Origin of the sequence: Brevundimonas sp. Root608, from assembly GCF_001427825.1 — a bacterium.
Lineage (GTDB): Bacteria > Pseudomonadota > Alphaproteobacteria > Caulobacterales > Caulobacteraceae > Brevundimonas.
Map to the genome: position 1 here is coordinate 76,508 of NZ_LMGT01000006.1, position 12,810 is coordinate 89,317.

Below are 12,810 nucleotides of genomic sequence, written 5' to 3' on the forward strand. Positions count from 1 at the left end.
CCGTCGCGGGGCCGCGCACAAGGGTTCGCGAACCGTCGGCTTTTCAGGGATGGGGCGACGCCCCCGCCGTCAGGGCGGGGGCGCGTCCGAAGCTTACCAGCTGGCCTTGAGCTTCACGCCGATCTGGTTGTCCTGCAGACGCTCGCTGAACAGGCCCCGATAGCCGGCCGACACGGTCACGCCCTCGGCGACCCCGACCTCGAGACCGAAGTCGGCGAGACCGGCCAGCGGCGGCGTTTCCGCACCCTCGATGGTGAAGGCGCCGAAGCCCGTCGGGGCGCCGCTGAAGCGCATGTCGCCCGTGGCCTGACGGTCGCCCGTCGTGGCCAGGACGCCGGCTCCGGCGTAGATCCGGAAGCCGCGCCCGTCGACGCGATAGTCCTGCGTCGCGCGTGCGCTGAGCTGCAGCGACTGCCAGTCACGCTCCAGCCCCGAGGCCTGCAACGACAGGCCGCCAGCGCCGGTTTCGGTGAAGCCGTCGACCGAGGCGTTGGACGCCGTGCCGATGGCGCCGAGGGCGATCATGGTGTTGTCCGACACCTGGAAGCGGCGCGCCACGCTGGCCGAGAGCGCCTGGCCCTCGACGTGGGTGTTGCCGATGGCCTGACCGCCGAACGCGCCGACCCGGACGCCGCGACGGCTGTCGAGGTCGCCGCCGTAGAAGGTCGCGGTCACGTCCGTCGCCCAGGCGCCGTCGTCGAAGGCGACATAGGCCGCCGCGTGCGACAGGTCGCTTTCGTAATGGGCGTCGCGGGCCGCGACATCGCCTTCCAGACGACTGACGCCGCCGGCCGCGCCGATGCTCATCGAACCGTTGCGAACGCCATAGCCGCCGGCGAAGCCGTTCAGGCGGCTGTCGACTGTAGCCTGGCCCGGCTTGCCGTCCAGAGTCTGGTCGCCGGCGTAGGCCGAGACCCAGCCGCCCGCGCCGCGTGCGGTCGAGGCCGACGGATCGAAGGCGCCCAGGACGTCGCCCAGACGGTCGGCCACGTTGTCGCGACCCCCGGCGAAGCTCAGCCCGTCGACGAAGTTCATCGCCTCGCCGCCGTCATCCCGGCCGCCGAGGCCGCCGTCGCGCACTGCGGTCAGGAAGCTGTCGTTGGCGCCGAACAGTGAGGTGGTCATGTCAGCGAGCGGCTCGCCGCTGATGCTGTCGAAGGCCGCCGCCCGGTCGGCGGCGTTAAGGCCGGCGATGAGGCTGAGGATGCCGGCGAAGTCATCCGAAGCGTTCAGTTGGCCGCCCGAGAGCGCCTGGCCCACCGCCCGCTGGTTTCCGGTTCCGGTCGCGCCCGGATCGAAGTCGGTCAACTCGCGCAGTTCCAGCACGGCGCCGTTGGGGCTCAGATCGTAACGGACCCGCCAGAACAGGTTCTCCGGACCCGCCGCGGTGAAGGTCCCGCCGTTGGCGAAGGTTCCCACCAGGGTGTTGGCCTGCAGGAACAGGTAGCGGGTCGAGAAGTCGAAGTCCGTGGCCGCCGAACCCCGGAAGGTCGGAGCCAGCAGGCCGCCGGTCAGGGTCGCCGCGCCGTTGATGCGCAGCTGGTCGATCAGATTCCCGCCCGACTTGCCCAGCACGTCGATGGCCAGCGTGCCGCCGTTCAGCGTCAGGCCGCCCGCGGTGAAGCCGCCGATGCCGTCCTGGACGCCGGCCAGGCCGGGGGACAGGACCGCGCCGTTCGACGCCCTCAGGGCTCCGCCGATCGTGCCCGCCCCGGTCACGCTGCCGCCCGAGGCCGTCAGGCCTCCGGTGGTCGTGCCCAGGAAGCGCAGTTCGCCGCCGGTGTTGCTGATCGATGCGATGGTGTGATCGCCCATCAGGGTGAACAGGCCGCCGGTGTGAACCAGAGAGCCCGAGCCCGACAGACGGCCGCCGAAGCCCGACTCGACGCCGCCGAAGGTCAGGCGGCCCGCGCCGACGTCGACATTGCCGGTTCCGAACAGGGCGCCGACGCGCTCGTTGAAGCCGTTGACGTTGAAGGTCGCCCCCGCCGCCGTCCAGACCGACGCCGCGTCCGAAAGGCGCTCGTTGGCGCCCAGCCGCAGCGTGCCGGCGTCGATCGAGACCTGGCTGGCCGCCGCCGTTCCGTTCAGGGTCGAGACCCCGCCCAGATTGAACAGGGCTCCGGCGCCGAGGTTGGCGTTCACCGTGGCCGCGTTCAGCTGGTACTGGGCCGCCGTCAGCGTCCCCGTGCCGTTCAGGGCGCCGCTGATCATCGCCAGGCCGACGGTGTCGTCGAAGCCGTTCAGGTTCAGGATCGAGCCCGAAGCGACCGAGACCGTGGCCGTATCCGCCAGACGGTTCGAAGCGCCCAGCGTCAACGTCCCGGCCTGCACCACCACATTGCCCGCCGCGCTTGACCCGGTCAGGATCGAGACGCCGCCGACATTGAACAGATTGCCGGCGCCGAGGTTGGCGTTGACGGTCGCGCCGTTCAGATCGTACTCGCCCGCCGTCAGCGTGCCGGTCCCGGCCAGCGTGCCGCTCAGCAGCGCCAGGCCGACGGTGTCATCGAAGGCGTTCAGGTTCAGCGTCGCGCCCGAGGCCACCAAGACCGTGGCCGTGTCGGCCAGACGGTTCGAGGCGCCCAGGTCGAGCGTGCCGGCCTGCACAACGACATTGGCCGCCGCGCTTGACCCGGTCAGGATCGAGACGCCGCCGACATTGAACAGATTGCCGGCGCCGAGGTTGGCGTTGATGGTCGCGCCGTTCAGATCATATTCGCCGGCCGTCAGCGTGCCGGTTCCGCCCAGTGTGCCGTTCAGCAGCACCAGGCCGACGGTGTCATCGAAGGCGTTCAGGTTCAGCGTCGCCCCCGAGGCCACCAAAACCGTGGCCGTGTCGGCCAGACGGTTCGAGGCGCCCAGGTCGAGCGTACCGGCGTTGACCGACACCTGCGCCGAGCCCGACATTCCGTTCAGGGTGGAAACGCCCGACTGCTGGATCAGCAGGCCGGCCCCCAGATTGGCGTTCACGACGCCGCCGGACAGGGTGTAAGTCCCCGCCGTCAGGGTGCCCGTTCCCGCCAGAACGCCGGCGAGATCGATTGTCCCGACGGTGTCGGTGAAGCCGCCGAGCGCCAGCGTCGCGCCGGAGGCCACGGTCACCGCGGCTCCGTCCGCCAACCGGTTCGAGGATCCCAGCGTCAGCGTTCCGCCCGTGACAGCCACCTGGCCGGCCGAGGCCGTGCCGTTCAGGGTCGAGGATCCGATGCTGAACAGGGCGCCGGACCCGAGATTGGCGTTCACCGTGCCGCCGTTCAGGGCGTACTGCGCCGCGGTCAGCGTGCCGGTGCCGTTCAGAAGGCCGTTCAACGTCAGAACGCCGACGGTTTCGTTGAAGGCGTTGAGCTCAAGCCTGGAACCCGACGATACGGATACCGTGGCGGTGTCGGCCAGCCGGTTCGACGCGCCCAGCGACAGGGCGCCGCCATTGACGAGGACCTGGCCCGCGCCAGCCGTTCCGTTCAGCGTGGTCGTACCGGCAATCGCGTTGAACGTTCCGGCGCCGAGGTTGGCGTTGATGACCGCGCCGTAGCTCGTGTAGCTGCCGGCGGTCAGCGTTCCCGTCCCGTCGAGCCGGGTTCCGGTGAAGAAGGTCGAGGTCGCGACGGTGTCGCTGAACGTTCCCATGTCGACGACACCGCCGAAGCTGGCCGTCAGGTTGGTCGCGTCGGCGAGCACGTTCGAGGCGCCGAGGCGCAGTGTTGCGCCCGAGGCCGTTGTGGCGCCGGTGTAGGTGTTCGCGCCGCTGAGCGTGAGTACGCCGCCGCCCGTAACCGTGACGCCGCCCGAGCCGCCGATGACGCCGGCGTAGTTGCTGGCGCCCGCGCCGCCCACGGTGAGCGTGCTGGATCCAAGCGCCACGAAGCCCGAGCCGTTCAGGGCGCCGATCCGCTCGCTGGCGTTCAGCTGAAGCGCGCCCGGCGCGGCGATGGTCACCGTCACGGCGTCGTTGATCGCGGCGCCGCCGCTGACCGCCAGGGTGCCGGAGTTGATCGTCCACGTCACCGTCGAGGCGTCCACGCCGGTCAGGGTGAAGGTTCCCGCGCCATTCATGGTCCGGGATTCGAAGTTGATCAGATTGCCGATGTCGAAGCTCGACGAACCGGCGCCCGCGACCACGAACGCATCGAAGTCATCGCCGCCGTCGATGAGCCCCGATGTTGCGGCCCCGCCATGCATGAAGAGGGTGTCGTCGCCGCCGGCCAGCGACAGTCCCCCGGTCAGCGTCGAGCCGTCGCGCAGGGTGATGGTGTCGACGAACGAGCCGACCGAAAGGATCGCCGCGCTCGTCCCGCTGATTGAACCGCCTGAGAGGTTGTCGACCGAGCCGCCGCCCGCCAGACGTACGCCCGCGCCGTTGAGGCCCGTGATCGCGCCGGCGTTCGTCACCGTGGCCATGCCGGCGGCCCCGTTCACGCCGTTGGTGGCGCCGCGGATCAGCCCATTGAGCTGATTGTCGACGACGCCGCCGTTCGAGAAGGCGAGGCCCGAGCCGCCGGTTCCGATTATCGACCCGCTATTGGTCACCGAACCGCCGGCGGCGAGCACAGCGGCGTTTCCGCCCGTGATTGAACCCGAGTTGATCAGGGTCGAGTTCGCGCCGTCGAGCGAGACCGCGCGCAGGCCGGCGGTGATCGATCCGAAGTTCGTGATCGAGGCGTTGGCCCCGGCGAGCTGGACGCCATAGCCGTTGGTCGAACTGACCGTTCCGGTCGCCCGGTTGGTTACCGTGCCCGCGTTGTTGAAATAGACCGCCGCGTTCGTGTTGGTGTTCGAGATGGCGCCGGCGTTGTCCAGGGTCGATCCCGCGCCGACGAACTGAACGGCCGTCGCGGTATTCGAGATCGAGCCGCCGGCCTGGTTGGTCACCGTGCCGACGCCATCGAAATAGACCGCCGAGAACACGCTTCCGGCGGAGATGACGCCGGCATTGGTGACGCTGGATCCTGACCCCACCAGGCGGACGGCGTTGCCCGTCGTCGCCGCGATCGTAGCACCGCTGGCGTTGGCGACGCTCGCCAGCGTGTTGGCCGTGACGCCGTTGACGCCACGGATCTCGCCGCCTGACAGGTTGCTCAGGGCGCCGCCGCCGTTCAGGGCGACGCCGGCAGTCGTGCCGTTGATCAGACCGCTATTGGTCAGCGAGCCCGAACCGGTGAAGACGACGCCGGCGCCGTTCGCGGTCGACACCGTACCGCCCGAGGCCACGTTCACCGTCGAGTTCAGGCCGGCGGTGACGGCCGCGCCGTTGGCGACGCTGACATTCGACAGGGTCGCAGTGGAACCGGCGGCGACGTTGACGCCGTTGCTGGCCGTGATCGCCCCGCTGAGGGTCACCACGCCGCGGACGCCGACCGTGCCGGAACCGCTGACGGCGTTGGCGAAGTCGTGATTGTCGCTGCGAGCGAAGACCAGCGCCGCGTTGTTGACCACCGAACCGAGGATCGAGCCGGCCGCGGCGCCGTCGCCGATCTGCAGCGTGCCGGCGTTGATGGTGGTTCCGCCGCTGTAGGTGTTCTCACCCGCGAGGATCAGCGTGCCGAGGTCGGTCTTCACCAGTCCGCCGGAGCCCGTCAGTTCAGAGGCGATGGTCGCCGTCCAGGCCGCGCTCGGGGCCGTGCCGTCGCCGACACGGATCGTGTTGGTGGCGTTCGCCAGGGTGATGGAGTCGCCCTGGATGCGATAGCCGTCCGCCGCGAACTGCATGCCGGTCACGCCGACCGCACCTGCACCGTTGGCGACGGTGACGACGCCGCCGACGCCCTGGAAGATGGCGAAGCCGGGCTGCGGCTGCATGGCGCCGTTGAACAGGCCGCTGGAGTCGGTCCATTCCGAGCCAGCGGCCGTCCAGGTGCCCGCGCCGCCGTTGACCGCGCCATTGTCATGGCCGCCCGGGCCGCCGTCCCAGAACAGCAATTCCGTCGGGGCGTGGACGATGTTGATCTGGCCCGCGACCGAAGTCTGCACCGCCACGCGCTGGGCGCCGGCCGGCGTCGTGCCGATGACGAGGCCGTTGTCGGTCAGGACGCCGCCATAGGTCATCAGACCGTAGACGCCGAAACCATAGGCGCCGGTGCTGGCGACGTTGACCGTGCCGTCCAGCGTCAGGTCGCCGGTGACGGCGAACAGGGCGGGACCACCCGCGCCGCTGAAGGTCGCATTGATGGTAGAACCCGATGACAGGTCCAGCGAGCCCATGGTCAGGGTCGTGCCCTGGGCGCCGATCAGGGTGGCGCCGCTGGCGACCGTGACCGCGCCCGTGACGGAGCCGCCGCCGTTCAGCGTGGCGCCGTTGGCGACAGTGGCCGCCGCCTGGAGCGTGCCGTTGACGATCAGGGAGCCCTGAACCGTGGCGCCGCCCGCGAAGGCGCCAGTCCCTGTCAGGGTCAGCGTGCCGGACTGGTGCGCGAAGGTTTCGAAGTTGGCGAGGTTGTTCAGATTGACCGAGGCGACGCCGCCGCTGAGGTTCGAGGTGAAGCTGTCCGTGCCGGTTCCGGCGTCGATCAGGCCGCTGAACGCGCCGCCCTGGTAGAGGAAGCTGTCGGCGCCGGCTCCCAGGGTCGCGCTGGTCATCGAGCCCGTCGACGCGAGCGTAAGGTTGTCGATCCCCGAGCCGGTCGTGGCGTCGTAGGCGCCGTTCAGCAAGCCTGCGATGCCGACGGTCTGCGTGCCGGTCGCGGTGGACAGGATCTGGCCGTTGGTAGTCGAGCCGGCCAACAGGTCGAGGGTCTTGCTGCCCGCGCCGGACAGCTGGATCGAACCCAACCAGCCCCCGATCGCGCCACCCGACTGGTTGGTGATCGTGCCGGCGCCGGTCATCTGCACCCCGTAGCCGATCGAGCCGTCAATCAGGCCGGCGTTGCTGAGCGTTCCGGAAGCGCCGTTGCTGAAGCTGACGCCGACGCCCCCGAGAATCTCGCCTCCGGCGAGGTTGGTGACCGAGCCGCCGGCGCCCAGCGCGAGCGCCGTACCGGTGTTGCGGCTGATGTGGGCGGACGTGGTCGCTGCGTCGGGCGCCGCGCCGCTGGCGATGACGCCGGAGTTGGTGATCGCGACCGAGAAGTTCGCGCCGATTCCGCTCAGCGAGTTCACGATCAGGCCGGCGTTGCTGATGGTGCTGCCGTTCGCGTTGACGAAGACGCCTTCGTTGCCGGCGCCGACGATGAGGCCGCCGGCGTTGTTGGTCAGGGCGGTGGCGCCGTTCAGAATAATCGCGTCATTGAAGCCCCGGATCAGGCCGGAGTTGTTGATGGTTCCGCCGGCCGTGACGACGCCGTAGTTGCCGAGGATGGTCCCGCCGGCCTGGTTGGTGATCGAACTGCCGGCCGCGTTGCTCTGGACCCCGCCCAGCGTCCCGGTGATCAGACCATTGGCCTGGTTGACCAGCGTCAGGACGCCGTTGGTGGCCACACCGTAACCGTTGACCGTGACCGTGCCCGCGATGTTGCGGCCGATCGTGCCGGCGTTGGTGATGCTGACCGCGCTTGCGGAGGCGCTGGAGACGCCGTTGCCCAGCGTGGCCGTGATGTAGCCGCCCGCGAAGTTGTTGACGGTCAGGCCGCCGGCGGTGTTCTCGACGCCGTTGTACAGATCGCCGACAATCAGGCCGTAGTTGTTGACCACCAGCAGATCGGTCGAGCCGGACTCATGCCGGACGCCGGCGTTGCGGCCCTGGATGGTCGAGCCCGCGCCCGTGTCGGTGATCGAGCCGTTGTTGACCGTGGTCGTGCCGCCCGCGCCGCCGTTGAGGACATAGATGCCCGCGCCGACGGTTCCGTCGCCGCCGGTGCCGGCGTTCTGAAGCAGGCCGAGATTGGTGACAGTGGCGCCAACGCCGCCGCTGGTGATGCGGACGCCGTTGTACTGGCCGCTCTGCAGGGATGCGCCGTTCGCCACCGTCAGGCTGGCGCCCGCGCCGCTGATGACCGCGCCGGTGTTGGTTGAGCCGGTGCGCGAGCCGCCAAGGATCAGATTGGCGCCCGCGCCGCTGACCGTCAGCTGGCCGGTGGTGGTGATCGCGCCGGCCAGGGTCGTGGCGCCCGTGCCGTTGATGTTGATCGCGCCGGAGCCCGAGATGGCCTGGCTGGCTGTCCCGGCGGATGCGTTCTGATAGGTCAGCGTGCCGTTGTTGACGATGCTGGCCCCCGAGATCGAGGCCGTCGTGCCCAGCAGGGTGGCGCCGGAGTTGATCCGGGTGACGCCGCCCCACGTGTTGGCGCTGTTCGTCAGGGTGATGGAGCCGCCGCTGAAGGTGACATACTGGTTCGCGCCGCCGACGCCGCCGGTCTCATAGATCTGGCCGGCAAGCGTGATGGCGCCGCCCGAGGTGTTGTTGAGAATGGTCGGATCGGCCGCCTGTTGCCCGTCGACGACTTCCAGCGAGATGGCGTTGTTGTAGGTGCCGGTCGCCGCGAAATCGATCTGCGGATCGATCATCCGGATCAGGCCTGTACCCGCCGCGCTGGTGTGGCTCAGCCGCAGGATGCCCGCGTTGACGACCGTGCCGCCGGTGTAGGTGTTGTTGCCCGACAGGTTGACGGTGCCGGGCCCGTTGAGGGTCAGGACGCCGGCGCCGCTGACGACGCCCGACTGGGTCAGGGTCTGGCCCGAGGCTGCGCCAAGGCTGCCCGCGCCGGTCATGGCGAGGGTCCGCGTATTGCTCAGCGACGCCGTGGTCGTGATCGAGCCGCCGCCGGTCAGGGTGAGCCCGGTCGCGCCCTGGAACTGCTGGGTGTTGCTTACCGTGAGGGCCGCGCCGTTGATGGTCAGGCCCGAGGTGAAGCTGTTCTGGTTCCCGGTGCCGGTCAGAGTCCAGGCGCCGCCCGTGAAGGAGCCGGTCTCCCAGCCGCTCAGATTGTCGACGCTGAAGCTGCGCGAGCCCGAACCGTTGAAGGTCAGGCTGTCCACGCCCGAGCCGGCGTGCAGCAGGGTGTAGCCCGTGGCGCTGGTGTTCAGGGTCAGGTTGACCGCGCCGCTGTTGCCCGTGGCGTCAAGGTTGCCGGAGAATCCGCCCGCGACGGTCACCGTGCGCGCGCCGCTTCCCGACAGGATCACGTCGCCGGTCGTCGTCGATCCGGCCTGAAGATCGATCGTAGCCGTACCGCTGGTGTTCGCCTGGATGGCCGCGACCGATCCGCCGGAGATCGTCGCGCCGGAGGCGCTGGTCAAGGCAAGAGCGCCGCTCGTGGTGACGTTGACGGCATAGCCGTTGCCGCTGATCGTGCCGCCGGAATTGTTGGCGATGGTGACGGTTCCGGCCGTCTGCGAGATCCCGGCGCCCGTGCCGACGGCCGAGCCGTTGATCGAGCCCGTGTTGGTCACCCCGAAAGCGCCGCTGCCGGTCATGACGAGACCGGCCGAGATGCCCTCCAGGGTCCCCGCGTTCGTCAGGCTGGATGCACTGCCCCCGGTTCCCGTGTTGGAGGACGTAAGAGCGTTGGTAACCGCGGTCACCGTGCCGTTGTTGACGATCGTGCCGCCGCCGCTCGCGAGAGCGATGGCCACGCCCGCGCTCGCGCCAGCGGTTGAGACGGTAGCGCCGACGTTGTTGGTGAAGTTGACCCGGCCCGAGGTGCTGAAGATGCCGGTGGACTGGCCCGTGATCGAGCCCGAGTTGCTCGCGGTGCTGGTGGCGCCGCCGTTGAAGTAGAGGCCGATCCAGTTGTCGAGCACGCCCGTGCCGAGCACATTGACGGTCGCGCCTGCGGCGGCCGTAATGCCGAAGCCCGTGCCGCCGACGTTGGTCAGCGAGCCCGAGAGGTTCAGCGTCGTGCCGGTCGCGATGTCCCACACCGCCCCGCCGTTCCGGCTGCCCGTCAGAGTCAGCGTGCCGCTGAGGTGGTTGTAGGTCTCGAAATTCGAGAGATTGGAGAGGTTGAGCGACCCGGAGCCGCCCCCGCCCAGCTGGCTGTTGAAGGTGTCGCCGGTGCCCGCGCCGGCGTTGATCGTCGAACCGATCGCGCCGCCCTGCCAGGTGAACTGGTCGTTGCCGCCACCGAGCGCGACTGCGCCGGTGATCGCGCCGGTCGACGCCAGGGCGATCGTATCGACGCCGGTGCCGGAGGCGGCGTTATAGGCGCCGTCCAGAAGGCCGGCGACCGTGACGGTCCGCGTGCCTGTATTGTCCGACAGGATCTGGCCGGTCACCGTCGAGCCAAGGTTCAGGTTGATGACCGCCAGGTCGTCGCTGGCCAGCCGGATGCCGCCAACGCCGCCGCTGATCACGCCGCCCGAGTTGTTGGTCAGCGTCACGACGCCGTCCGCGACCTCCACGCCGAAGCCGTATGTGGCGTCGCCGCCGCCGGTGATCGTACCGCTGTTGGTCACGGTGTTGGGTGAACCGGTTGTGTTCAACCGCAGTCCCGACAGGCCGGCGCCGCCGGTTCCACCGGCCGTGTTGATGGCGCCGCTGTTGGTCAGGGTGATGCGGCCGCCGTTCACGTTGTAGCCGTGCGCAACGCCCGTGACCGTGCCGCTGTTGTTGTGCGTGGTGGGGTTGCCGCCGGAATAGACGCCGTCGTAGCCGGTGATCGTGCCCGTGTTGGTCACCGAAGCGCCGCCGGAGCCGTAAACGCCCGCGGTGCCCGTCGATCCGGTTCCGGTGATCGTCCCGGCGTTGTTCACCGAGGCGACGTTCTGGTACCAGATGCCGCTCGAACCGGTGATCGTTCCGGTCGCGGTATTGGTCACCAGGCCGTCGCTGCTGAAGTGCACGCCGTGGCTGCCCGTGCCGCTGGCGGTCAGGGCGCCGTTGTTGGTGACCGTGTTCGTCCCGTTGACCAGATACAGGGCGGCGTTCGAGGACGTGTTGCCGGTCGATGTGATGGTGACGCCCGCGGCGATGTTGACCGCGTAGTTGCCGACGTTCGTATAGACGCCGGTCGCGCCGGTGACGTTGGCCCCCAGGTTGAACGTGCCGGTGTTGCCGAACGTCCCGGCGGTCACGCTGATGGCGCGAGCCGTGGCGGTGATCGCCGCCGTGGTCGTGAGGTTGATCGTGTTCGTCGAGGTGCCGGTGGTCGACAGGTCCACGCCTGTGGCGAACGCCGTGACGTTGCCGATCGCCGCACCGACATTGATCGAGAACAGGTCGACGTTGGTGCCGCCGCTGCTGGTGGCGATGATCCCGGTGCCAACGCCGTTCGAGGTGCTGTTGATCGTGCCGCCGCCGCTGGTGGTGATCTCGGCGCCGGCGGTGTTGGTGGAGTGGATGCCCGTCGGGGCGACGATCGCCGCCTGGGACTGGATGTTGCTGCGGCCGCCCGTCGCGTCGGTGCGGATGCCGGTGACCAGCGCATTGATCGAGCCGCCCGTCATCTCGACGAAGCTGCCGTAGAAATTGCTCGAATTGATGCCGGTGTCGAAGCCCGAGAAGGTTGACGAGCCCAGCTGGATGCTGGCGTTGACGGCGGTGACGGCGTTGAAGCCGGCGATGTGGGTGCCGTTGGCGACGAACGACTGGCTCTGGTTCGAGGCGTCGAACGAGACATAGCCCGAGGCGGCCAGGAGGTTGATGCCGTAGCTGCCCGTGAAGGTCGAGCCGCTGGAGGTGATGCCGATGCCCATGTTGGCGTTGGTCTGGACGTAGAGCGCCGCGCCCCCGTTCACCGTCGTGGTCAGGGTGTTGACGCCGGTCAGGGTCACGCCGGTCGAGTTCAGGCCGCCGGTCGACCCCAGGATGCGCAAGGCGTCGGCCGTCGGAGCGCCGGTGGTGTTGTTGATGACCACGCTGTCGACCGTGGTCGTGGTCGACTGGCTGATGTTGGAGATCTGGATGCCGCCGCCGGATCCGGACTGGTCGCTGACCGTGGGAGCGCCGCCGCCTGACCGGGTGATCGTGCCGCCGCCGGCGGGGTTCACGACAACCTGGGCGAAGGCCGGGGAGACCGCCAGCGACGCCGCGATCAGGGCTGTGGATCCCAGCAGGCCCATACGCATCCGCCGCGCCGCGTCGGCGCTGGTGTTCGAGCGAGCAGGCGTGCGCGAGCCCGCGACGGGGCGCTTGTTGGAAGCCGACATGTAGAACTCACCCCGAACGGCCGGCTTCCGCCGACGCTAAATATCAACCACGCACAGAGGGAGCACACGTCGCCCACACCAAACGGACGGCGGTAATACATTGGCAACCATAGTGAAGGAATGGCTCGCATAGCGGCGTTCGTCCCAAACTTGGGACGTCTCGCCTGAAGCGGGATTTCTCCAGATTCCGTGGTGGTTTTCTCTCCACGTCGGCGAGACACTTGGGGCGTGCAGGCGATGTCCCGATTCTACCGGGCGCTGACGAATTTAGACTTAAGGATGTGCGAACATCCGGACGTCCGTACTTGGAGTTGAGCCTTCCGCGCCACAGTTCCGGCGAAATTCGCCGTGGGGCGGTCCGGAACTGTGGCGAAACGGCAATAGACGTGGGAGATAGCCGCCTTGGCTTGCAACTATCGCTTCCGCGTGGTGTTGTGTTCGCCGACGCTGTCTAATCATCACGGAGCCGACCTATGAAGAAAACTCTTGCTGCAATCGCGACCGGCGCCCTGCTGATCGCCGGCCAGGCCGTCGCCGCCAACCAGGTTTCCGCCGCCCCGAGCGTCGCTGACCGCGTGGGCAGCACCGCCGGCGCCTCCGACGAGTTCGGCGGTTCGATCGCCCCCGGCCTGATCTTCGCCGTGGTGGCCATCGCCGCCTTCGCCGCGGTGGTTGCCGCCGACGACGACTCCGAGAGCGACTAAGTCGACCGGCTGACGAGTTCGTCGGCCTTCAGACCATCATGGACGGCGGCTCCCCCGGGAGCCGCCGTTTTCGTTTGCGCCATTG

At 69.0% G+C, this 12,810-nt stretch carries 2 protein-coding genes; one reads left to right on the top strand and one right to left on the bottom strand.

All coding sequences use genetic code 11. From position 1 onward, the window contains the following. Positions 1-93: 93 nt before the first annotated feature. Positions 94-12,021 carry an autotransporter-associated beta strand repeat-containing protein gene (locus ASD59_RS09945; protein WP_056621496.1) on the bottom strand — a complete coding sequence of 3,976 codons (11,928 nt, stop codon included), beginning with the start codon at positions 12,019-12,021 and terminating at the stop codon, positions 94-96. Between the two features lie 473 nt (positions 12,022-12,494). Here ASD59_RS09945 and ASD59_RS09950 point away from each other — a divergent pair, with 473 nt between their 5' ends. Continuing rightward, positions 12,495-12,725: a hypothetical protein gene (locus tag ASD59_RS09950; protein ID WP_055831424.1), complete on the top strand. Its 231-nt coding sequence runs from the start codon at positions 12,495-12,497 to the stop codon at positions 12,723-12,725. The last annotated feature ends 85 nt before the right edge of the window (positions 12,726-12,810 follow it).